This is a genomic window from Streptomyces sp. NRRL S-87 (genome assembly GCF_000719335.1).
In the GTDB taxonomy this organism is placed as follows: domain Bacteria; phylum Actinomycetota; class Actinomycetes; order Streptomycetales; family Streptomycetaceae; genus Streptomyces.
The window spans coordinates 12,868-35,053 of sequence record NZ_JOGB01000027.1 but is presented as its reverse complement, the minus strand read 5'-3'; the positions used below and the strand labels follow the sequence as shown (position 1 = coordinate 35,053).

At 67.3% G+C, this 22,186-nt stretch carries 21 protein-coding genes; 20 read left to right on the top strand and 1 reads right to left on the bottom strand.

Annotation, left to right across the window (positions count from 1 at the left end; genetic code table 11):
- The first annotated feature begins 274 nt into the window (after positions 1-274).
- Both rpoB and IF43_RS0118600 read left to right on the top strand, forming a co-directional pair.
- Positions 275-3,757 carry a DNA-directed RNA polymerase subunit beta gene (gene rpoB, locus IF43_RS0118605; protein ID WP_030201603.1) on the top strand — a complete coding sequence of 1,161 codons (3,483 nt, stop codon included), beginning with the start codon at positions 275-277 and terminating at the stop codon, positions 3,755-3,757.
- Between the two features lie 98 nt (positions 3,758-3,855).
- Positions 3,856-7,755, top strand: coding sequence for a DNA-directed RNA polymerase subunit beta' (locus IF43_RS0118600; protein WP_030201600.1), 3,900 nt, complete (start codon positions 3,856-3,858; stop codon positions 7,753-7,755).
- 77 nt (positions 7,756-7,832) lie between these two features.
- Here IF43_RS0118600 and IF43_RS0118595 read toward each other — a convergent pair whose 3' ends face one another.
- On the bottom strand, positions 7,833-10,361 hold the full coding sequence (locus IF43_RS0118595; RefSeq protein WP_234332304.1) for a YfhO family protein: 2,529 nt from the start codon (positions 10,359-10,361) through the stop codon (positions 7,833-7,835).
- 314 nt (positions 10,362-10,675) lie between these two features.
- Between IF43_RS0118595 and rpsL the strand changes: the two genes are divergently transcribed.
- The 18 genes from rpsL to rplE all read left to right on the top strand — a co-directional run bounded on the left by rpsL (position 10,676) and on the right by rplE (position 22,184).
- A complete protein-coding gene (gene rpsL / locus IF43_RS0118590; protein ID WP_030201594.1) occupies positions 10,676-11,047 on the top strand; it encodes a 30S ribosomal protein S12 in 372 nt (123 codons plus the stop codon).
- 2 nt (positions 11,048-11,049) lie between these two features.
- Positions 11,050-11,520 carry a 30S ribosomal protein S7 gene (gene rpsG, locus IF43_RS0118585; RefSeq protein WP_030201589.1) on the top strand — a complete coding sequence of 157 codons (471 nt, stop codon included), beginning with the start codon at positions 11,050-11,052 and terminating at the stop codon, positions 11,518-11,520.
- A gap of 41 nt (positions 11,521-11,561) precedes the next feature.
- Positions 11,562-13,691, top strand: a complete 2,130-nt coding sequence (gene fusA / locus IF43_RS0118580) for an elongation factor G (protein ID WP_030201588.1) — start codon at positions 11,562-11,564, stop codon at positions 13,689-13,691.
- 150 nt (positions 13,692-13,841) lie between these two features.
- Positions 13,842-15,035, top strand: coding sequence for an elongation factor Tu (gene tuf, locus IF43_RS0118575; RefSeq protein WP_030201587.1), 1,194 nt, complete (start codon positions 13,842-13,844; stop codon positions 15,033-15,035).
- A 548-nt stretch (positions 15,036-15,583) separates the two neighbouring features.
- Positions 15,584-15,892, top strand: a complete 309-nt coding sequence (gene rpsJ / locus IF43_RS0118570; RefSeq protein WP_003948644.1) for a 30S ribosomal protein S10 — start codon at positions 15,584-15,586, stop codon at positions 15,890-15,892.
- 14 nt (positions 15,893-15,906) lie between these two features.
- On the top strand, positions 15,907-16,551 hold the full coding sequence (gene rplC / locus IF43_RS0118565; protein ID WP_030201586.1) for a 50S ribosomal protein L3: 645 nt from the start codon (positions 15,907-15,909) through the stop codon (positions 16,549-16,551).
- 5 nt (positions 16,552-16,556) lie between these two features.
- On the top strand, positions 16,557-17,207 hold the full coding sequence (gene rplD / locus IF43_RS0118560; RefSeq protein ID WP_030201584.1) for a 50S ribosomal protein L4: 651 nt from the start codon (positions 16,557-16,559) through the stop codon (positions 17,205-17,207).
- Positions 17,207-17,530 (top strand): 50S ribosomal protein L23, encoded by a 324-nt coding sequence (gene rplW, locus IF43_RS0118555; RefSeq protein ID WP_030201581.1) that lies wholly within the window; start codon positions 17,207-17,209, stop codon positions 17,528-17,530. Before rplD ends, rplW begins: the two co-directional genes overlap by 1 nt.
- 39 nt (positions 17,531-17,569) lie before the next feature.
- Positions 17,570-18,406: a 50S ribosomal protein L2 gene (gene rplB, locus IF43_RS0118550; RefSeq protein WP_030201578.1), complete on the top strand. Its 837-nt coding sequence runs from the start codon at positions 17,570-17,572 to the stop codon at positions 18,404-18,406.
- Between the two features lie 12 nt (positions 18,407-18,418).
- Positions 18,419-18,700, top strand: a complete 282-nt coding sequence (rpsS, locus tag IF43_RS0118545; protein ID WP_007265903.1) for a 30S ribosomal protein S19 — start codon at positions 18,419-18,421, stop codon at positions 18,698-18,700.
- 43 nt (positions 18,701-18,743) lie between these two features.
- Entirely contained in the window at positions 18,744-19,091 is a 348-nt protein-coding gene (gene rplV / locus IF43_RS0118540) for a 50S ribosomal protein L22 (protein ID WP_030201575.1), read from the top strand.
- Complete coding sequence (gene rpsC / locus IF43_RS0118535) at positions 19,091-19,921, top strand: 30S ribosomal protein S3 (RefSeq protein ID WP_030201573.1); 831 nt, start codon at positions 19,091-19,093, stop codon at positions 19,919-19,921. The genes rplV and rpsC overlap by 1 nt, the downstream gene beginning before the upstream one ends.
- A 5-nt stretch (positions 19,922-19,926) precedes the next feature.
- Positions 19,927-20,346 (top strand): 50S ribosomal protein L16, encoded by a 420-nt coding sequence (gene rplP / locus IF43_RS0118530; protein WP_030201570.1) that lies wholly within the window; start codon positions 19,927-19,929, stop codon positions 20,344-20,346.
- Positions 20,346-20,570 carry a 50S ribosomal protein L29 gene (gene rpmC, locus IF43_RS0118525; RefSeq protein ID WP_030201568.1) on the top strand — a complete coding sequence of 75 codons (225 nt, stop codon included), beginning with the start codon at positions 20,346-20,348 and terminating at the stop codon, positions 20,568-20,570. Before rplP ends, rpmC begins: the two co-directional genes overlap by 1 nt.
- A complete protein-coding gene (gene rpsQ / locus IF43_RS0118520) occupies positions 20,570-20,854 on the top strand; it encodes a 30S ribosomal protein S17 (protein ID WP_030201565.1) in 285 nt (94 codons plus the stop codon). Before rpmC ends, rpsQ begins: the two co-directional genes overlap by 1 nt.
- 96 nt (positions 20,855-20,950) lie before the next feature.
- Entirely contained in the window at positions 20,951-21,319 is a 369-nt protein-coding gene (gene rplN / locus IF43_RS0118515; protein WP_003956455.1) for a 50S ribosomal protein L14, read from the top strand.
- A 2-nt stretch (positions 21,320-21,321) separates the two neighbouring features.
- Entirely contained in the window at positions 21,322-21,633 is a 312-nt protein-coding gene (gene rplX, locus IF43_RS0118510; protein ID WP_030201562.1) for a 50S ribosomal protein L24, read from the top strand.
- On the top strand, positions 21,633-22,184 hold the full coding sequence (rplE, locus tag IF43_RS0118505) for a 50S ribosomal protein L5 (RefSeq protein ID WP_030201560.1): 552 nt from the start codon (positions 21,633-21,635) through the stop codon (positions 22,182-22,184). Before rplX ends, rplE begins: the two co-directional genes overlap by 1 nt.
- The last annotated feature ends 2 nt before the right edge of the window (positions 22,185-22,186 follow it).

Genomic DNA, 22,186 nt, shown 5'->3' with positions numbered 1-22,186 from the left:
CTGCAGCGTGGACGGTGTGAACAACGTGGGGAAGGGCCTGTTGCCGGACTCCGGAAACCTGGTCTGGACATCAGTGAGCCAAGTGGCTACACTGACCCTTTGCGCTGCCTGTTAGCTGCCCCCTGCCCGTCGCCAGGGGCATGCCCACGCTCGAGCACACCGGATGGATAGTCCCTGACCTGGCCTTTTCCGCCAGCTGAGGGGTACCTCGTCTTCTGTGTCGGCTGGGACCGGTACGCGCGTAGTGAGTCCGAGCCCTCGGAAGGACCCCCTCTTGGCCGCCTCGCGCAACGCCTCGACCAATACGAACAACGGCGCCAGCACTGCCCCGCTGCGCATCTCCTTTGCAAAGATCAAGGAGCCCCTCGAGGTTCCGAACCTCCTGGCGCTGCAGACCGAGAGCTTTGACTGGCTGCTCGGCAACGCCGCCTGGAAGGCTCGCGTCGAGGCCGCTCTCGAGAGTGGACAGGACGTCCCCACCAAGTCCGGTCTGGAAGAGATCTTCGAGGAGATCTCGCCGATCGAGGACTTCTCCGGGTCGATGTCGCTGACCTTCCGCGACCACCGCTTCGAGCCGGCGAAGAACTCCGTCGACGAGTGCAAGGAGCGCGACTTCACGTACGCGGCCCCGCTCTTCGTCACGGCCGAGTTCACCAACAACGAGACCGGTGAGATCAAGTCCCAGACGGTCTTCATGGGCGACTTCCCGCTCATGACGAACAAGGGCACCTTCGTCATCAACGGCACCGAGCGTGTCGTGGTGTCGCAGCTCGTCCGTTCGCCCGGTGTCTACTTCGACTCCTCCATCGACAAGACGTCCGACAAGGACATCTACTCCGCCAAGATCATCCCGTCCCGGGGTGCCTGGCTGGAGATGGAGGTCGACAAGCGCGACATGGTCGGTGTCCGCATCGACCGCAAGCGCAAGCAGTCCGTCACCGTCCTCCTGAAGGCGCTCGGCTACACCACCGAGCAGATCCTCGAGGAGTTCGGCGAGTACGAGTCCATGCGCGCCACCCTGGAGAAGGACCACACCCAGGGCCAGGACGACGCGCTGCTCGACATCTACCGCAAGCTGCGCCCGGGCGAGCCCCCGACCCGTGAGGCCGCGCAGACGCTGCTGGAGAACCTGTACTTCAACCCGAAGCGCTACGACCTGGCCAAGGTCGGCCGCTACAAGGTCAACAAGAAGCTCGGTGCCGACGAGCCGCTCGACGCCGGCGTGCTGACGGTCGACGACGTCATCGCGACGATCAAGTACCTGGTCAAGCTGCACGCGGGCGAGACCGAGACGATCGGCGAGAACGGCACCAGCATCGTCGTCGAGGTCGATGACATCGACCACTTCGGCAACCGTCGTCTGCGCAACGTCGGCGAGCTCATCCAGAACCAGGTCCGTACGGGTCTGGCCCGTATGGAGCGCGTCGTGCGCGAGCGCATGACCACCCAGGACGTCGAGGCGATCACGCCGCAGACCCTGATCAACATCCGGCCGGTCGTCGCCTCCATCAAGGAGTTCTTCGGCACCAGCCAGCTGTCGCAGTTCATGGACCAGAACAACCCGCTGTCGGGCCTGACCCACAAGCGTCGTCTCTCGGCGCTGGGCCCCGGCGGTCTGAGCCGTGAGCGGGCCGGCTTCGAGGTCCGTGACGTGCACCCGTCCCACTACGGACGCATGTGCCCGATCGAGACCCCCGAAGGCCCGAACATCGGTCTGATCGGTTCGCTCGCCTCGTACGGCCGCGTCAACGCGTTCGGCTTCATCGAGACGCCGTACCGCAAGGTCGTCGACGGCCAGGTCACCGACGAGGTCGACTACGTCACCGCCGACGAGGAGGACCGCTTCGTCATCGCCCAGGCGAACGCCCGCCTGGACGAGAACCTGCGCTTCACCGAGAACCGCGTCCTGGTCCGCAAGCGTGGCGGCGAGGTCGACTACGTCGAGCCGTCCGACGTGGACTACATGGACGTCTCGCCGCGCCAGATGGTGTCCGTCGCGACCGCGATGATCCCCTTCCTCGAGCACGACGACGCCAACCGTGCCCTCATGGGCGCGAACATGATGCGCCAGGCCGTTCCGCTCATCAAGGCGGAGGCCCCGCTGGTCGGCACCGGCATGGAGTACCGCTGTGCGGTCGACGCCGGCGACAGCATCAAGGCGGAGAAGGACGGTGTCGTCCAGGAGGTCTCGGCCGACTACGTCACCGTCGCCAACGACGACGGCACGTACACCACGTACCGCGTCGCCAAGTTCTCCCGCTCGAACCAGGGCACCTCGGTCAACCAGAAGGTCGTCGTCAACGAGGGCGACCGCGTCGTCGAGGCCCAGGTCCTCGCCGACGGCCCGGCGACCGAAGAGGGCGAGATGGCCCTCGGCAAGAACCTGCTCGTGGCGTTCATGCCGTGGGAGGGCCACAACTACGAGGACGCGATCATCCTGTCGCAGCGCCTCGTGCAGGACGACGTCCTCTCCTCGATCCACATCGAGGAGCACGAGGTCGACGCCCGTGACACCAAGCTGGGCCCCGAGGAGATCACCCGGGACATCCCGAACGTCTCCGAGGAGGTCCTCGCCGACCTCGACGAGCGCGGCATCATCCGCATCGGTGCGGACGTCGTCGCCGGCGACATCCTGGTCGGCAAGGTCACGCCCAAGGGTGAGACCGAGCTGACCCCCGAGGAGCGCCTGCTCCGCGCGATCTTCGGTGAGAAGGCCCGCGAGGTGCGTGACACCTCGCTCAAGGTCCCTCACGGTGAGATCGGCAAGGTCATCGGTGTCCGCGTCTTCGACCGCGAGGAGGGCGACGAGCTTCCTCCGGGCGTGAACCAGCTGGTCCGCGTCTACGTCGCCCAGAAGCGCAAGATCACCGACGGTGACAAGCTCGCCGGCCGCCACGGCAACAAGGGTGTCATCTCCAAGATCCTCCCGATCGAGGACATGCCCTTCCTCGAGGACGGCACCCCGGTCGACATCATCCTCAACCCGCTCGGTGTCCCGTCCCGAATGAACCCGGGACAGGTCCTCGAGATCCACCTCGGCTGGCTCGCCAGCCGCGGCTGGGACGTCTCCGGCCTGGCCGACGACTGGGCCCAGCGCCTGCAGGCCATCGGTGCCGACCAGGTCGCCCCCGGCACCAACGTCGCGACCCCGGTCTTCGACGGTGCCCGCGAGGACGAGCTGGCCGGTCTGCTGCAGCACACGATCCCGAACCGCGACGGCGAGCGCATGGTGCTCCCGTCCGGCAAGGCGCGCCTGTTCGACGGCCGCTCCGGTGAGCCGTTCCCGGACCCGATCTCGGTCGGGTACATGTACATCCTCAAGCTCCACCACCTGGTCGACGACAAGCTCCACGCCCGCTCGACCGGTCCGTACTCGATGATCACGCAGCAGCCGCTGGGTGGTAAGGCGCAGTTCGGTGGCCAGCGCTTCGGTGAGATGGAGGTGTGGGCGCTCGAGGCTTACGGCGCCGCGTACGCCCTCCAGGAGCTGCTGACCATCAAGTCCGACGACGTCACCGGCCGAGTGAAGGTCTACGAGGCCATCGTCAAGGGCGAGAACATCCCCGAGCCGGGCATTCCCGAGTCCTTCAAGGTGCTCATCAAGGAAATGCAGTCGCTCTGCCTCAACGTGGAGGTGCTGTCCTCGGACGGCATGTCCATCGAGATGCGCGACACCGACGAGGACGTCTTCCGCGCGGCGGAGGAGCTCGGTATCGACCTGTCCCGGCGCGAGCCGAGCAGCGTCGAAGAGGTCTGACGGGCCCGGCGGGGGCTCCCACGAGGAGCCCCCGCCGCCCGGGACCGTTTCAGACCACTGATCAAGAGACACGACCCCGAAAGAGGGATTGACGCACAGTGCTCGACGTCAACTTCTTCGACGAGCTGCGGATCGGCCTTGCCACCGCGGACGACATCCGTACCTGGTCCCACGGCGAGGTAAAGAAGCCGGAGACCATCAACTACCGCACCCTGAAGCCCGAAAAGGACGGACTCTTCTGCGAGAAGATCTTCGGTCCGACCCGGGACTGGGAGTGCTACTGCGGCAAGTACAAGCGTGTCCGCTTCAAGGGCATCATCTGTGAGCGGTGTGGCGTCGAGGTCACCCGCGCCAAGGTGCGCCGCGAGCGGATGGGCCACATCGAGCTCGCCGCTCCCGTCACCCACATCTGGTACTTCAAGGGCGTCCCGTCGCGCCTGGGCTACCTGCTGGACCTGGCGCCGAAGGACCTCGAGAAGGTCATCTACTTCGCCGCGTACATGATCACGTTCGTGGACGAGGAGCGTCGTACCCGCGACCTGCCGTCCCTGGAGGCCCACGTCTCCGTCGAGCGCCAGCAGATCGAGAACCGCCGCGACGCCGACCTCGAGGCCCGCGCCAAGAAGCTCGAGACCGACCTGGCCGAGCTGGAGGCCGAGGGCGCCAAGGCCGACGTGCGCCGCAAGGTGCGCGAGGGCGCCGAGCGCGAGATGAAGCAGCTGCGCGACCGCGCGCAGCGCGAGATCGACCGCCTGGACGAGGTCTGGAACCGCTTCAAGAACCTCAAGGTCCAGGACCTCGAGGGCGACGAGCTGCTCTACCGCGAGCTGCGTGACCGCTTCGGCACGTACTTCGACGGCTCGATGGGTGCCGCGGCGCTGCAGAAGCGCCTGGAGTCCTTCGACCTCGAGGAGGAGGCCGAGCGCCTCCGCGAGATCATCCGCACCGGCAAGGGCCAGAAGAAGACCCGTGCGCTCAAGCGCCTCAAGGTCGTCTCCGCGTTCCTGCAGACCAGCAACAGCCCCAAGGGCATGGTCCTGGACTGCGTCCCGGTCATCCCGCCGGACCTGCGTCCGATGGTGCAGCTGGACGGTGGCCGCTTCGCGACCTCCGACCTGAACGACCTGTACCGCCGCGTCATCAACCGCAACAACCGCCTGAAGCGCCTGCTCGACCTCGGTGCCCCCGAGATCATCGTGAACAACGAGAAGCGGATGCTCCAGGAGGCGGTCGACGCCCTCTTCGACAACGGCCGTCGCGGTCGCCCGGTCACGGGCCCCGGCAACCGTCCGCTGAAGTCCCTCAGCGACATGCTGAAGGGCAAGCAGGGTCGATTCCGTCAGAACCTGCTCGGCAAGCGAGTCGACTACTCGGCGCGTTCCGTCATCGTCGTCGGCCCGCAGCTCAAGCTGCACCAGTGCGGTCTGCCCAAGGCCATGGCGCTGGAGCTCTTCAAGCCGTTCGTGATGAAGCGCCTGGTCGACCTGAACCACGCGCAGAACATCAAGTCGGCCAAGCGCATGGTCGAGCGCGGCCGCACCGTCGTGTACGACGTCCTCGAAGAGGTCATCGCCGAGCACCCGGTGCTGCTGAACCGTGCGCCCACGCTGCACCGCCTCGGCATCCAGGCCTTCGAGCCGCAGCTGGTCGAGGGCAAGGCCATCCAGATCCACCCGCTCGTCTGCACCGCGTTCAACGCGGACTTCGACGGTGACCAGATGGCCGTCCACCTGCCGCTCTCCGCGGAGGCGCAGGCCGAGGCCCGCATCCTGATGCTGTCCTCGAACAACATCCTCAAGCCCGCCGACGGCCGTCCGGTGACGATGCCGACCCAGGACATGGTCCTCGGTCTGTTCTTCCTCACCACCGACGGTGAGCTGCGCGACGTCAAGGGCGAGGGCCGTGCCTTCGGCTCCACCGCCGAGGCGATCATGGCCTTCGACGCCGGCGAGCTGTCGCTGCAGTCGCAGGTCGACATCCGCTTCCCGGTGGGCACCATCCCGCCGCGCGGCTGGGTCCCCCCGGTCGCCGAGGAGGGCGAGCAGGAGTTCCAGCCGGGCGACAGCTTCCGTCTGAAGACCACGCTGGGTCGTGCGCTCTTCAACGAGCTGCTGCCGGAGGACTACCCGTTCGTCGACTACTCGGTGGGCAAGAAGCAGCTCTCCGAGATCGTCAACGACCTGGCCGAGCGCTACCCCAAGGTCATCGTGGCGGCGACGCTCGACAACCTGAAGGCGTCCGGCTTCTACTGGGCGACCCGTTCCGGCGTCACCGTGGCCATCTCCGACGTCGTGGTCCCCGAGGCCAAGCGCGAGATCGTCGCGGGCTACGAGGCCCAGGACGAGAAGGTCCAGAAGCAGTACGAGCGCGGTCTGATCACCAAGGACGAGCGCACGCAGGAGCTCATCGCGATCTGGACCAAGGCGACCAACGAGGTCGCCGAGGCGATGAACGCGAACTTCCCCAAGACCAACCCCATCTTCATGATGGTTGACTCGGGTGCCCGAGGAAACATGATGCAGATGCGGCAGATCGCCGGTATGCGTGGTCTGGTGTCGAACGCGAAGAACGAGACCATCCCGCGTCCGATCAAGGCCTCGTTCCGCGAGGGCCTCTCCGTGCTGGAGTACTTCATCTCCACCCACGGTGCCCGTAAGGGTCTCGCCGACACCGCCCTGCGTACCGCCGACTCGGGTTACCTGACCCGTCGTCTGGTGGACGTCTCGCAGGACGTGATCATCCGCGAGGAGGACTGCGGCACCGAGCGCGGTCTGAAGCTGAAGATCGCGTCCCGCGACGAGACCGGTGTGCTGCGCAAGGCCGACGACGTCGAGACGTCGGTGTACGCGCGCATGCTCGCCGAGGACGTCGTCGTCGACGGCAAGGTCCTGGCCCCCGCCAACGTCGACCTGGGCGATGTCCTCATCGACCAGCTCGTCCTCGCGGGCGTCGAGGAGGTCAAGACCCGCTCCGTGCTGACCTGTGAGTCCGCCGTCGGTACCTGTGCGTACTGCTACGGCCGCTCGCTGGCCACCGGCAAGCTGGTCGACATCGGTGAGGCGGTCGGCATCATCGCCGCCCAGTCCATCGGTGAGCCCGGTACCCAGCTGACGATGCGTACCTTCCACACCGGTGGTGTGGCCGGTGACGACATCACCCAGGGTCTGCCCCGTGTCGTCGAGCTCTTCGAGGCCCGTACCCCGAAGGGTGTCGCCCCGATCTCCGAGGCCGCCGGCCGGGTGCGGATCGAGGAGACCGAGAAGACCAAGAAGATCGTCATCACGCCGGACGACGGCTCCGACGAGACCGCCTTCCCGATCTCGAAGCGTGCGCGCGTCGAGGTCGCCGAGGGCGACCACGTCGAGGTCGGCCAGAAGCTCACCGCCGGTGCGACCAACCCGCACGACGTGCTGCGCATCCTCGGCCAGCGTGCGGTCCAGGTCCACCTGGTGGGCGAGGTCCAGAAGGTCTACAACTCGCAGGGCGTGTCGATCCACGACAAGCACATCGAGATCATCATCCGGCAGATGCTGCGCCGCGTGACGATCATCGAGTCCGGCGACGCCGAGCTGCTCCCGGGCGAGCTCGTCGAGCGTTCGAAGTTCGAGACCGAGAACCGTCGTGTGGTCACCGAGGGCGGTCACCCCGCCTCCGGCCGTCCGCAGCTGATGGGTATCACCAAGGCCTCGCTGGCGACGGAGTCCTGGCTGTCGGCCGCCTCCTTCCAGGAGACGACCCGAGTCCTGACGGATGCGGCGATCAACGCCAAGTCCGACAGCCTCATCGGCCTCAAGGAGAACGTCATCATCGGTAAGCTCATCCCGGCCGGTACGGGTCTGTCCCGCTACCGCAACATCCGGGTCGAGCCCACCGAGGAGGCGAAGGCCGCGATGTACTCGGCCGTCGGCTACGACGACATCGACTACTCGCCCTTCGGCACCGGCTCCGGCCAGGCGGTCCCGCTGGAGGACTACGACTACGGCCCGTACAACGGCTAGGAGTCACCGAGAAGCCCCCCGTCGCTCCGTGGAGCGGCGGGGGGCTTCCGCGTGCCCGGGGGTCCCGGGGGCGGTGGTCAGGGCAGTCGGGCCGCGCGCCGGCGGCGCAGCAGCGGGGCCGCGGCCACGGCGGTGAGGGCGAGCAGGCCGAGGGCGGCGCCGGCGAGGGCGGGGACGAGGCCGGGCGGGGTGAAGGAGCAGGAGACCCGGTCGGTGCCGGGGGCGAGGCGCACGGCGAGGAGGCCGTGGAAGGGGGTGGCCGGGCCGGAGCAGTGCCAGCCCGGTACGGCCGTGGTGGCGACGACCGCCGTGGCCGGCGCGGACGCGGGGGCGGCGGTTCGGGTGGTCCGGGCCGCGGTGCCGGCGGTCCGCGGCGGGAGGGTCGCGGTGAGGGAGTGGCCGGCGACGGCGACGCGGGTGGCGCCGGTGGCGGTCAGGTGCCGGACGGCCCGCCCGAGCGCGGTCGGGTCGAGGCAGGCCAGCGGGTGGGCGGGGGTCCCGCCGCGGGCCCGTACGGAGATCTCGACGCGGCCCGAGGCGGGCACGGTGCCCAGCCGCAGCACGCCCGTCCGGCGGGCGGCGAGCGGGTGGGAGGCGCCGGCCGCGGTCAGGGTGCCGGTCAGGCCGGGGGAGTACCAGAAGGCCTCGGTGCCGGGGGTGCAGCGGGCGGTGTACGCCGGCAGGTGCGCGGGACCCGCCGGGACCTCGTAGACCGTGGCGCCGAGGACCTCTTCGCGGCGGGACCAGACGCCCGCCGGGTGGGGGGAGGCGTACGGGGCGGTGCGCACGGTCACCAGCGGGGGAGCGGGGAAGACCGAGCCGGTCCAGGCCGCTGGGGCGCCGGCGGCGGGGCGGACCCGGGCGCCGATGGAGAAGACCGCGTCCAACACGGGGTCGTCGGCGCCGAAGAACGTGCGCCCGTCGTTCTTGAAGCCGTAGCCGAGCGGCTCCAGCGCCCGGTACGTGGCCCGGGAGAGGTAGCTGCTGTAGTACTGCGGCCCCTCCGCCCGGAAGCCGAGGGCGTCGTTGTACGCGTTCTGCGGCAGGCCCGAGTCGGTGCGGTAGCGCGGCCAGCCGTCGACCCGGTCCACGGCGGCCAGCCGGTGGTCGAAGGAGGCCCCGGCGGTGGCGGCCGGCTGCGCCCACCGCTCCCGCGCCCGGCGGGTGTCCGCCACGGTGGCCGCGAGGGCGGACTCGGCCAGCACGACCGCCGCCATCAGGACGGCGGCGACCGGCAGCAGCCGCCGCCCCCCGTGCAGGTACAGGAGCAGTGCGGCCAGCGAGAGCGCGCCGCCGCCGAGCACCGCGACCCAGGTGGCGGATCCGAAGTCGTCCGTGCGGCGGAGCAGGAAGGTCGCGCCGACGAGGACGCCGAGGCCCGCCGCGAGCTGCGCGGGGCGCGGCCGGCCGGCCAGGGCCATCCAGGCCACGATCACGACCAGGGCGCTGAAGACGAAGGCCTCGCGGTACGGGTTGCCGTTCGGCACCGCCAGTCCGTGCCAGACGAACTGGGTGGGCGGGAACTGGAAGGAGGCGGCGACCAGCACCAGCGCCGCTCCCCAGACCAGCCGGGTGCGGCCGGCCGTGCGCCGGTCGAAGAAGAACGAGAGGGCCAGGACCAGCGCGAGCGAGGCGACGTACAGCCGCGGTCGGCCGCCCCACAGGTGGGTGGCCGGCAGCATCCCGGTGAGGAAGACGTCCAGGGGCTGCGGGTCGAAGCTGCCCACCCCGGTCGGCTGGGAGGCCTTGCTGGCGAGGTAGGACGGCAGCAGCAGCGGCAGGACCAGCAGGATGCCGGTGCCGGCCGCGGTGTACGCGCGTACGAGCGCCCGGCCCCGCTCCCGCCCGGTCAGCGGCAGCGTCAGCAGGCGGACGGCCAGCAGCACGGTGGCGGCGATCGTGGCCATCATCCCGGTGTAGAAGTTGCCGGCCCAGGCGAGCGCCACCAGCAGTGCGGCGGCCGGCCAGCGCCGGCCCTCGACGCACCACTCGACGGCGATGCCCAGCAGCGGGAGTGCGGCCAGGCCCCAGAGCCACATGGGGATGTAGGAGGCGTCGCTGAGCGCCCAGCCGCACAGGCCGTAGCAGGCGCCGAGCACGCCGCGCTGCCACCAGGAGCCGGGAGCGAGCCGGCCCAGGTAGACGGCCATCAGGGCGGCGGCCAGGCCCATGGTCAGGGGGCTCAGGGCGAAGACGGCGATGTCGACGTGGCGGCGGGGGACCAGGACGGTCAGCCACGAGAAGGGGTTGCCCAGGTAGGTGGCGTAATCGGCCAGGTACTGCTGGCCGAAGCCGCCGCGCCAGTTGAAGAGGAGGTCGCCGGCGCCGTGGCCGTGGACGAGGTCCCACAGTCCCTTGTGGAACGGGACGTACTGGTTCGCCTGGTCGTTGACGGCGCGCGGCCGGGCGCCGAAGGGGGTCTGGCCGCGCAGTGCCCAGGCGGTGCAGAAGGCGGCCGTGGTGAGCACGAAGGCGAGGGCCGGGGCGTACAGCGGCTCCGCCGCCGGTGGTGACCAGCGGCGGCGGGGATCGTTGGGTCTTGTCGGGAGGGCAGGATCCAGCGGTACGGACCCGGCCCGACGGGCCCCTGACGTCGTGATCCCCACGATGTTCCCCTCCGTAGCCCTTTATGGCATGCGATAGGGGAGTCTAGGGTGTTATGTCCAGCGGACGCTGGGGCTCCTGCGGGGCGTGGGCATTTGTTTTGACCGGAGTGGATGGGATAGGTACGCTCAGACCTTGTGCCTGGGGTGTGCCTGGGCTCCTGTGCGTGTCCATCGCCGCACACGAGGAGCCGCAGCCACCGCAATCTGTTCGTCCCCGCCCCGTGCGGAGACCTACAGCATTCGACACGCCCGACCGCGTGGGTCGGAGATGTTCCAGGTTAGTTTTACGACGGCACACAGAAACCGGAGAAGTAGTGCCTACGATCCAGCAGCTGGTCCGAAAGGGCCGGCAGGACAAGGTCGAGAAGACGAAGACGCCCGCGCTGAACGCCTCGCCGCAGCGCCGCGGCGTCTGCACGCGTGTCTTCACCACCACCCCGAAGAAGCCGAACTCGGCCCTCCGTAAGGTCGCGCGTGTGCGTCTGACCTCGGGTATCGAGGTCACGGCCTACATCCCGGGTGAGGGTCACAACCTGCAGGAGCACTCGATCGTGCTCGTGCGTGGTGGCCGTGTGAAGGACCTGCCGGGTGTTCGTTACAAGATCATCCGCGGTGCGCTTGACACGCAGGCTGTCAAGAACCGCAAGCAGGCCCGCAGCCGCTACGGCGCCAAGAAGGAGAAGTAAGAATGCCTCGTAAGGGCCCCGCCCCGAAGCGCCCGGTCATCATCGACCCGGTCTACGGCTCTCCTCTGGTGACGTCGCTGATCAACAAGATCCTGCTGGACGGCAAGCGCTCCACCGCCGAGCGCATCGTCTACGGCGCCATGGAAGGCCTCCGTGACAAGACCGGCAACGACCCGGTCATCACGCTGAAGCGCGCGCTGGAGAACGTCAAGCCGTCCCTCGAGGTCAAGTCCCGCCGTGTCGGTGGCGCGACCTACCAGGTCCCGGTCGAGGTCAAGCCGGGTCGCCAGTCGACCCTGGCCCTCCGCTGGCTCGTGGGTTACTCCCGCGCCCGCCGCGAGAAGACCATGACCGAGCGCCTCATGAACGAGCTGCTGGACGCCTCGAACGGCCTCGGCGCTGCTGTCAAGAAGCGCGAGGACACGCACAAGATGGCCGAGTCCAACAAGGCCTTCGCGCACTACCGCTGGTAGTCGCAACCCACATCGAGAGACCGAGAGAAGACTGAAGCCTTATGGCTACCACTTCGCTTGACCTGGCCAAGGTGCGCAACATCGGCATCATGGCTCACATCGACGCGGGCAAGACGACCACCACCGAGCGCATCCTGTTCTACACCGGTGTGTCTTACAAGATCGGTGAGGTCCACGACGGCGCCGCCACGATGGACTGGATGGAGCAGGAGCAGGAGCGCGGCATCACGATCACGTCCGCCGCGACGACCTGCCACTGGCCGCTCGAGGACGTCGACCACACGATCAACATCATCGACACCCCGGGTCACGTGGACTTCACGGTCGAGGTGGAGCGTTCGCTCCGCGTCCTCGACGGTGCCGTCACCGTGTTCGACGGTGTTGCCGGTGTCGAGCCGCAGTCCGAGACGGTGTGGCGTCAGGCCGACCGTTACGGCGTCCCGCGCATCTGCTTCGTCAACAAGCTCGACCGCACCGGTGCCGAGTTCCACCGCTGCGTCGACATGATCAAGGACCGCCTGGGCGCGGTTCCGATCGTGATGCAGCTGCCCATCGGTGCCGAGGCCGACTTCCAGGGTGTCGTCGACCTCGTCACGATGAAGGCGTTCGTCTGGTCCGCCGAGGCGACCAAGGGCGAGATGTACGACATCGTCGACATCCCGGCCACGCACGCCGAGGCCGCCGAGGAGTGGCGCGGCAAGCTGGTCGAGACCGTCGCCGAGAACGACGACGAGATCATGGAGCTGTACCTGGGCGGCGAGGAGCCGTCCGTGGAGCAGCTGCACGCCGCCGTCCGTCGCATCATCCTCAGCTCCGGCAAGGGTGGCGGCACGACCGTCACCGCGGTGTTCTGTGGCACGGCGTTCAAGAACAAGGGTGTTCAGCCCCTGCTCGACGCCGTCGTCCGCTACCTGCCGTCGCCCCTGGACATCGAGGCCATCGAGGGCCACGACGTCAAGGACGCCGAGGTCGTCGTGAAGCGCAAGCCGTCCGACGAGGAGCCCCTCGCGGCGCTGGCGTTCAAGATCATGAGCGACCCGCACCTCGGCAAGCTCACCTTCGTCCGGGTCTACTCGGGCCGCCTGGAGGCCGGCACCTCGGTGCTGAACTCCGTCAAGGGCAAGAAGGAGCGCATCGGCAAGATCTACCGCATGCACGCGAACAAGCGTGAGGAGATCGACTCGGTGGGCGCCGGCGACATCGTCGCCGTCATGGGCCTGAAGCAGACCACCACCGGTGAGACGCTGTGCGACGAGAAGGCCCCGGTCATCCTGGAGTCCATGGACTTCCCGGCCCCGGTCATCCAGGTCGCCATCGAGCCCAAGTCCAAGGGTGACCAGGAGAAGCTGGGTGTCGCCATCCAGCGTCTCGCGGAGGAGGACCCCTCCTTCCACGTTCACTCGGACGAGGAGACGGGCCAGACCATCCTCGGCGGTATGGGCGAGCTGCACCTCGAGGTGCTGGTCGACCGTATGAAGCGCGAGTTCAAGGTCGAGGCCAACGTCGGCAAGCCGCAGGTCGCGTACCGCGAGACGATCCGCAAGGCCGTCGAGCGCATCGACTTCACCCACAAGAAGCAGACCGGTGGTACCGGTCAGTTCGCCAAGGTGCAGATCGCGATCGAGCCGATCACGGACGCCGACGGTCCGGCGTACGAGTTCGTGAACAAGGTCACCGGTGGCCGCATCCCGAAGGAGTACATCCCTTCGGTCGACGCCGGTGCGCAGGAGGCCATGCAGTTCGGCATCCTGGCCGGCTACGAGATGACCGGCGTCCGCGTCATCCTCCTCGACGGTGGCTACCACGAGGTCGACTCCTCCGAGCTCGCCTTCAAGATCGCCGGTTCGCAGGCGTTCAAGGAGGGTGCGCGCAAGGCCAGCCCCGTGCTGCTCGAGCCGATGATGGCCGTCGAGGTCACCACGCCCGAGGACTACATGGGTGAGGTCATCGGCGACATCAACTCCCGCCGTGGCCAGATCCAGGCCATGGAGGAGCGTCACGGCGCCCGCGTCGTGAAGGGCCTCGTGCCGCTTTCGGAGATGTTCGGCTACGTCGGCGACCTCCGCAGCAAGACCTCGGGTCGCGCAAGCTACTCGATGCAGTTCGACTCCTACGCCGAGGTTCCGCGGAACGTCGCCGAGGAGATCATCGCGAAGGCCAAGGGCGAGTAACTCTTCCGAGTACACGCTTTAGGCTTGTCACCGGAGTCCCTGGGGCAACACGGCAACCGTCGACGTTGCCCCGGGGGAGCCGGCATCCCAGCAAAGATCACCTGGCGCCGATGAGTAAGGCGTACAGAACCACTCCACAGGAGGACCCCAGTGGCGAAGGCGAAGTTCGAGCGGACTAAGCCGCACGTCAACATCGGCACCATCGGTCACATCGACCACGGTAAGACGACCCTCACGGCCGCCATTACCAAGGTGCTGCACGACGCGTACCCCGACCTGAACGAGGCCTCGGCCTTCGACCAGATCGACAAGGCTCCTGAGGAGCGCCAGCGCGGTATCACCATCTCCATCGCGCACGTCGAGTACCAGACCGAGGCGCGTCACTACGCCCACGTCGACTGCCCGGGTCACGCGGACTACATCAAGAACATGATCACCGGTGCCGCGCAGATGGACGGCGCCATCCTCGTGGTCGCCGCCACCGACGGCCCGATGCCGCAGACCAAGGAGCACGTGCTCCTGGCCCGCCAGGTCGGCGTCCCCTCCATCGTCGTCGCCCTGAACAAGGCCGACATGGTGGACGACGAGGAGATCCTGGAGCTCGTCGAGCTCGAGGTCCGTGAGCTCCTGTCCGAGTACGACTTCCCGGGCGACGACGTCCCGGTCGTCCAGGTCTCGGCGCTCAAGGCCCTCGAGGGTGACAAGGAGTGGGGCGAGAAGCTCCTCGGCCTCATGACGGCCGTGGATGACTTCATCCCGACCCCCCCGCGTGACACCGAGAAGCCGTTCCTGATGCCCGTCGAGGACGTCTTCACCATCACCGGTCGCGGTACGGTTGTCACCGGCCGCATCGAGCGTGGTGTCCTGAAGGTCAACGAGACCGTTGACATCATCGGCATCAAGCAGGAGAAGACCACCACCACGGTCACCGGCATCGAGATGTTCCGCAAGCTGCTCGACGAGGGCCAGGCCGGTGAGAACGTCGGTCTGCTGCTCCGCGGCATCAAGCGCGAGGACGTCGAGCGCGGCCAGGTCATCATCAAGCCCGGTTCGGTCACGCCGCACACCGAGTTCGAGGCCCAGGCCTACATCCTGTCCAAGGACGAGGGTGGCCGCCACACGCCGTTCTTCAACAACTACCGTCCGCAGTTCTACTTCCGTACCACGGACGTGACGGGCGTTGTGACCCTCCCCGAGGGCACCGAGATGGTCATGCCGGGCGACAACACCGAGATGTCGGTCGCGCTGATCCAGCCGGTCGCCATGGAGGAGGGCCTGAAGTTCGCCATCCGTGAGGGTGGCCGGACCGTCGGCGCCGGCCAGGTCACCAAGATCACGAAGTAATTCGTGCTCTGACCTGGTAGCTCCCCGGAGCATCCACTGAGGGGCCCCGGCCCGCCGCGCGAGCGGTGGACCGGGGCCTCTCGGCATGTCGCGAGCGGTGGGAGGGGGTCGGTCGGCATGTCGCATGCGCCTGCGAAATGTGACTTGGAGTACCCTTCCCGCTTGCGATTGGCGCCCTCTGCGTGATGTATGGCAGACTGTTCAAGTTGCTCGGTTGAGTACCGATGCTGCGCGCCTCCCGCCGGGAGGACCGGAAGCGAGTCCCACAGTACTCGTCGCCTTTATCTGCCCCAGGGCAGCAATGGGGCGGACGTACGGGAATCTTCCGGGAAGCGTGGGCGGGGTACCGACCAGGCACTCGGTGGGTGTTTCTCCCCCGAAGCGTGGTCCGGGAAAGGATCGCAAACCCTCAAGCAGGGAATTTCCGTATGGGAATTTTCGAAGAGGGGGCGCGACACGCCCGACCGCGTGGGTCGGAGAGAAGCGGCGGAGACGCAGCTTGCCGAGTACCAGAGCGTTCCATTGAGACAAAGGACTACGAAGTAGCCATGGCGGGACAGAAGATCCGCATCCGGCTCAAGGCCTACGACCACGAGGTCATCGACTCCTCGGCGAAGAAGATCGTCGAGACGGTGACCCGCACTGGTGCGTCGGTCGCGGGCCCGGTGCCGCTGCCCACTGAGAAGAACGTGTACTGCGTCATCAAGTCGCCGCACAAGTACAAGGACTCGCGCGAGCACTTCGAGATGCGCACGCACAAGCGCCTGATCGACATCCTCGACCCGACGCCCAAGACCGTTGACTCGCTGATGCGCCTGGACCTTCCGGCCGGCGTTGACATCGAGATCAAGCTCTGAGAGGCGCGGAGAAGATGGCTAAGCAGATCAAGGGCGTCCTGGGCGAGAAGCTCGGCATGACCCAGGTCTGGGACGAGAACAACCGTGTCGTCCCGGTGACCGTCGTCAAGGCCGGACCCTGCGTTGTCACCCAGGTCCGTACGAACGACATCGACGGCTACGAGTCGGTCCAGATCGCCTTCGGCGAGATCGACCCGCGCAAGGTGAACAAGCCCCTCAAGGGCCACTTCGCCAAGGCCGACGTGACCCCGCGCCGCCACCTGGTGGAGATCCGCACCTCCGACGCCAGCGAGTACACGCTGGGCCAGGAGGTCACTGCCGAGGTGTTCGAGTCCGGCGTCAAGGTTGACGTCACGGGCACGAGCAAGGGCAAGGGCTTCGCCGGTGTCATGAAGCGCCACAACTTCCGTGGTGGCAAGGCTTCGCACGGTGCCCACCGCGTGCACCGCAAGCCCGGTTCGATCGGTGGCTGCGCCACCCCGGGCCGTGTCTTCAAGGGCATGAAGATGGCCGGCCGCATGGGTAACGACCGAGTCACCACCCAGAACCTGACCGTTCACGCCGTTGACGCGGAGAAGGGCCTGCTCCTCATCAAGGGCGCGGTTCCTGGTCCGAACGGCGGCCTCGTCCTGGTCCGCACTGCGGCCAAGGGGGCCTGAGGACTATGAGCACCATTGACATTCTGTCGCCTGCCGGCGACAAGACCGGGACCGTTGAGCTCCCGGCCGAGATCTTCGACGCCAAGGTCAGCGTTCCGCTGATCCACCAGGTCGTCGTCGCGCAGCTGGCCGCCGCCCGTCAGGGTACGCACAAGGTCAAGTCGCGTGGCGAGGTCCGCGGTGGTGGTAAGAAGCCGTACCGCCAGAAGGGCACCGGCCGCGCCCGTCAGGGTTCGACCCGTGCGCCGCAGTTCGCCGGCGGTGGCGTCGTGCACGGCCCCGTGCCGCGTGACTACTCGCAGCGGACCCCGAAGAAGATGAAGGCCGCCGCCCTCCGCGGTGCCCTCACCGACCGGGCCCGTCACTCCCGCATCCACGTCGTCTCCGGCGTGGTCGAGGGTGCCGCTTCCACCAAGGCCGCCAAGACGCTGTTCGGCAAGATCTCGGAGCGCAAGAACCTGCTCCTGGTCGTCGACCGTGCCGACGAGGCCGCGTGGCTGTCCGCCCGCAACCTGCCCCAGGTGCACATCCTGGAGCCGGGCCAGCTGAACACGTACGACGTGCTCGTCTCGGACGACGTGGTCTTCACCCAGGCCGCTTTCGAGTCCTTCGTGTCTGGCCCCAAGGCCGCTGAGACCGAAGGGAACGAGGGCTGATGTCTGAGGCCACGATCACCAGCAAGACCTTCACGGACCCGCGCGACATCCTTGTCCGCCCGGTCGTCTCCGAGAAGAGCTACGCGCTGCTGGACGAGAACAAGTACACGTTCATCGTCGACCCCCGTGCCAACAAGACCCAGATCAAGCAGGCCGTCGAGGCGGTCTTCTCGGTCAAGGTCACCGGGGTGAACACGATCAACCGCCAGGGCAAGCGCAAGCGCACCCGCACCGGTTTCGGTAAGCGCGCCAACACCAAGCGCGCCATCGTCACCCTTGCCGAGGGCGCCCGTATCGACATCTTCGGCGGCCCGGTCTCCTAACGGAGTCCGAGTCGTCCGGAATCGGACGAGGACTGAGAAATGGGTATCCGCAAGTACAAGCCGACGACCCCGGGCCGTCGTGGCTCCAGCGTCGCCGACTTTGTCGAGATCACGCGGTCCACGCCGGAGAAGTCGCTGGTCCGCCCCCTGCACAGCAAGGGCGGCCGTAACAACGCCGGTCGTGTGACCGTTCGCCACCAGGGCGGTGGCCACAAGCGCGCCTACCGTGTGATCGACTTCCGTCGTCACGACAAGGACGGCGTGCCGGCCAAGGTCGCTCACATCGAGTACGACCCGAACCGCACCGCGCGCATCGCTCTCCTGCACTACGCGGACGGCGAGAAGCGCTACATCATCGCTCCGCGCGGCCTGAACCAGGGCGACCGGATCGAGAACGGCCCGACGGCCGACATCAAGCCCGGTAACAACCTGGCGCTCCGCAACATCCCGGTCGGTACCACGATCCACGCGATCGAGCTCCGTCCCGGTGGCGGTGCCAAGTTCGCCCGTTCTGCGGGTGCCTCCGTGCAGCTGCTGGCGAAGGAGGGCACGCACGCCCACCTTCGTATGCCGTCCGGTGAGATCCGCCTGGTCGACGTGCGCTGCCGCGCCACCGTCGGCGAGGTCGGCAACGCCGAGCAGTCGAACATCAACTGGGGCAAGGCCGGCCGCATGCGCTGGAAGGGCGTCCGCCCGACCGTCCGCGGTGTCGCGATGAACCCGGTTGACCACCCGCACGGTGGTGGTGAGGGCAAGACCTCCGGTGGTCGCCACCCGGTCTCCCCGTGGGGTCAGAAGGAGGGTCGTACTCGTTCGCCGAAGAAGGCTTCGAACAAGTACATCGTCCGCCGCCGCAAGACGAACAAGAAGCGCTAGGAGCGGGTTTAGATGCCGCGCAGTCTCAAGAAGGGGCCCTTCGTCGACGACCACCTCGTAAAGAAGGTGGACGCCCAGAACGAAGCCGGCACCAAGAACGTCATCAAGACCTGGTCCCGTCGCTCGATGATCATCCCCAGCATGCTGGGTCACACCATCGCGGTGCACAACGGCAAGACCCATGTCCCGGTGTTCGTCACCGAGTCCATGGTCGGCCACAAGCTCGGCGAGTTCTCGCCGACTCGCACCTTCCGCGGCCACGTCAAGGACGACCGGAAGTCGAAGCGCCGCTAATCGCGGGGTGGGAACGACTATGACTTACACCGAAGGGACAACCATGGAAGCCAGGGCCCAGGCGCGGTACATCCGCGTCACGCCCATGAAGGCCCGCCGTGTGGTGGACCTCATCCGTGGCATGGACGCCACGGAGGCCCAGGCGGTCCTGCGTTTCGCCCCGCAGGCCGCATCTGTGCCGGTCGGCAAGGTGCTCGACAGCGCCATCGCCAACGCCGCGCACAACTACAACCACACGGACGCCTCCTCGCTCTTCATCAGCGAGGCGTTTGTTGACGAGGGCCCGACCCTGAAGCGGTTCCGTCCGCGTGCCCAGGGCCGTGCCTACCGGATCCGCAAGCGGACCTCCCACATCACCGTGGTCGTCAGCAGCAAGGAAGGAACCCGGTAATGGGCCAGAAGGTAAACCCGCACGGGTTCCGGCTCGGCATCACCACCGACTTCAAGTCGCGCTGGTACGCCGACAAGCTGTACAAGGACTACGTCAAGGAAGACGTCGCCATCCGTCGGATGATGACGTCCGGCATGGAGCGCGCCGGCATCTCGAAGGTTGAGATCGAGCGCACCCGTGACCGCGTCCGCGTGGACATCCACACCGCCCGTCCGGGCATCGTCATCGGCCGCCGTGGCGCCGAGGCCGACCGCATCCGCGGCGACCTCGAGAAGCTCACGGGCAAGCAGGTCCAGCTGAACATCCTCGAGGTCAAGAACCCCGAGGTCGACGCTCAGCTCGTGGCCCAGGCCGTTGCCGAGCAGCTCTCCTCCCGCGTCTCCTTCCGTCGGGCCATGCGCAAGAGCATGCAGTCCGCCATGAAGGCCGGCGCCAAGGGCATCAAGATCCAGTGTGGTGGCCGTCTCGGCGGCGCCGAGATGTCCCGCTCGGAGTTCTACCGCGAGGGTCGTGTGCCGCTGCACACGCTGCGCGCGAACGTCGAGTACGGCTTCTTCGAGGCCAAGACCACCTTCGGCCGCATCGGCGTGAAGGTCTGGATCTACAAGGGCGACGTCAAGAACATCGCCGAGGTCCGCGCCGAGAACGCTGCCGCCCGTGCCGGCAACCGTCCGGCCCGTGGCGGTGCTGACCGCCCGGCCGGCCGCGGTGGCCGTGGTGGCGAGCGTGGCGGCCGCGGCCGCAAGCCGCAGCAGAGCGCCGCTGCCGAGGCCCCCAAGGCCGAGGCCGCTGCCGCTGCTCCGGCCGAGAGCACCGGAACGGAGGCCTGACCGACATGCTGATCCCCCGTAGGGTCAAGCACCGCAAGCAGCACCACCCGAAGCGCAACGGTATGGCCAAGGGCGGTACTGAGGTCGCATTCGGCGAGTACGGCATCCAGGCCCTCACCCCGGCCTACGTGACGAACCGTCAGATCGAGTCCGCTCGTATCGCGATGACCCGTCACATCAAGCGTGGCGGCAAGGTCTGGATCAACATCTACCCGGACCGTCCGCTGACGAAGAAGCCCGCCGAGACCCGCATGGGTTCCGGTAAGGGTTCCCCGGAGTGGTGGATCGCGAACGTCAAGCCCGGTCGGGTGATGTTCGAGCTGTCCTACCCGAACGAGAAGATTGCGCGTGAGGCTCTGACTCGTGCGGCCCACAAGCTGCCGATGAAGTGCCGGATCGTCAAGCGCGAGGCAGGTGAGTCGTGATGGCGGCCGGTACCAAGGCGTCGGAGCTGCGCGAGCTGGGCAACGAGGAGCTCGTTGCCAAGCTTCGTGAGGCCAAGGAAGAGCTGTTCAAGCTCCGTTTCCAGGCGGCCACGGGCCAGCTGGAGAACAACGGTCGGCTCAAGTCCGTCCGTAAGGACATCGCCCGGATCTACACCCTGATGCACGAGCGCGAGCTCGGCATCGAGACGGTGGAGAGCGCCTGATGAGCGAGAACAACGTGACTGAGAACAAGACCGAGCGCGGCTTCCGCAAGACCCGCGAGGGTCTGGTCGTCAGCGACAAGATGGACAAGACCGTCGTCGTCGCCGTCGAGGACCGCGTGAAGCACGCCCTGTACGGCAAGGTCATCCGCCGTACGAACAAGCTCAAGGCGCACGACGAGCAGAACGCTGCGGGCGTCGGCGACCGCGTCCTCCTCATGGAGACCCGGCCGCTGTCCTCGACGAAGCGCTGGCGCGTCGTCGAGATCCTCGAGAAGGCCAAGTAATTACCTGAGGGGTTTCCCTCAGGTCAGTTCCGCCAGGCTCGGCAGGGGCTTCGCTGAAGCCCCTGCCGGGAACCGGCAGACAAACAGGAGATAGACGTGATCCAGCAGGAGTCGCGGCTTCGTGTCGCCGACAACACTGGTGCCAAGGAGATCCTTTGCATCCGTGTTCTCGGTGGCTCCGGCCGCCGCTACGCGGGCATCGGTGACGTCATCGTCGCCACCGTCAAGGACGCGATCCCCGGTGGCAACGTGAAGAAGGGTGACGTCGTCAAGGCGGTCATCGTTCGCACCGTCAAGGAGCGCCGCCGCCAGGACGGCTCGTACATCCGCTTCGACGAGAACGCCGCCGTCATTCTGAAGAACGACGGCGACCCTCGCGGCACCCGCATCTTCGGCCCGGTCGGCCGTGAGCTGCGCGAGAAGAAGTTCATGAAGATCATCTCGCTCGCGCCGGAGGTGCTGTAAGCATGAAGATCAAGAAGGGCGACCTGGTCCAGGTCATCACCGGCAAGGACAAGGGCAAGCAGGGCAAGGTCATCCAGGCCCTGCCGGCTGAGAACCGTGTCCTGGTCGAGGGTGTCAACCGGGTCAAGAAGCACACCAAGGCTGGTCCGAACCAGGCCGGCGGCATCGTGATCACCGAGGCCCCCGTCCACGTTTCGAACGTCCAGCTGGTCGTGGAGAAGGACGGCAAGAAGGTCGTCACCCGCGTCGGTTACCGCTTCGACGACGAGGGCAACAAGATCCGCGTTGCCAAGCGCACGGGTGAGGACATCTGATGGCTACCACTCCGCGTCTGAAGACGAAGTACCGCGAGGAGATCGCGGGCAAGCTGCGTGACGAGTTCAAGTACGAGAACGTCATGCAGACCCCCGGCCTCGTGAAGATCGTGGTCAACATGGGTGTCGGCGACGCCGCCCGTGACTCGAAGCTGATCGAGGGCGCTGTCCGCGACCTCACCACGATCACCGGCCAGAAGCCGGCCGTGACCAAGGCCCGCAAGTCCATCGCGCAGTTCAAGCTGCGCGAGGGTCAGCCGATCGGCTGCCACGTCACCCTCCGTGGTGACCGCATGTGGGAGTTCCTGGACCGTACGCTGTCGCTCGCGCTGCCGCGCATCCGCGACTTCCGTGGTCTGTCGCCGAAGCAGTTCGACGGCCGTGGCAACTACACCTTCGGTCTCACGGAGCAGGTCATGTTCCACGAGATCGACCAGGACAAGATCGACCGTACCCGGGGTATGGACATCACCGTGGTCACCACGGCGACCAACGACGCTGAGGGCCGCGCGCTCCTTCGTCACCTCGGCTTCCCCTTCAAGGAGGCGTGAGC

Coding starts and splice junctions, on each gene's coding strand:
- rpsG (WP_030201589.1), top strand. CDS start 11,050: ATGCCTCGTAAGGGCCCCGCCCCGAAGCGCCCGGTCATCATCGACCCG.
- fusA (WP_030201588.1), top strand. CDS start 11,562: ATGGCTACCACTTCGCTTGACCTGGCCAAGGTGCGCAACATCGGCATC.
- rpsJ (WP_003948644.1), top strand. CDS start 15,584: ATGGCGGGACAGAAGATCCGCATCCGGCTCAAGGCCTACGACCACGAG.
- rplC (WP_030201586.1), top strand. CDS start 15,907: ATGGCTAAGCAGATCAAGGGCGTCCTGGGCGAGAAGCTCGGCATGACC.
- rplD (WP_030201584.1), top strand. CDS start 16,557: ATGAGCACCATTGACATTCTGTCGCCTGCCGGCGACAAGACCGGGACC.
- rplW (WP_030201581.1), top strand. CDS start 17,207: ATGTCTGAGGCCACGATCACCAGCAAGACCTTCACGGACCCGCGCGAC.
- rplB (WP_030201578.1), top strand. CDS start 17,570: ATGGGTATCCGCAAGTACAAGCCGACGACCCCGGGCCGTCGTGGCTCC.
- rpsS (WP_007265903.1), top strand. CDS start 18,419: ATGCCGCGCAGTCTCAAGAAGGGGCCCTTCGTCGACGACCACCTCGTA.
- rplV (WP_030201575.1), top strand. CDS start 18,744: ATGGAAGCCAGGGCCCAGGCGCGGTACATCCGCGTCACGCCCATGAAG.
- rpsC (WP_030201573.1), top strand. CDS start 19,091: ATGGGCCAGAAGGTAAACCCGCACGGGTTCCGGCTCGGCATCACCACC.
- rplP (WP_030201570.1), top strand. CDS start 19,927: ATGCTGATCCCCCGTAGGGTCAAGCACCGCAAGCAGCACCACCCGAAG.
- rpmC (WP_030201568.1), top strand. CDS start 20,346: ATGGCGGCCGGTACCAAGGCGTCGGAGCTGCGCGAGCTGGGCAACGAG.
- rpsQ (WP_030201565.1), top strand. CDS start 20,570: ATGAGCGAGAACAACGTGACTGAGAACAAGACCGAGCGCGGCTTCCGC.
- rplX (WP_030201562.1), top strand. CDS start 21,322: ATGAAGATCAAGAAGGGCGACCTGGTCCAGGTCATCACCGGCAAGGAC.
- rplE (WP_030201560.1), top strand. CDS start 21,633: ATGGCTACCACTCCGCGTCTGAAGACGAAGTACCGCGAGGAGATCGCG.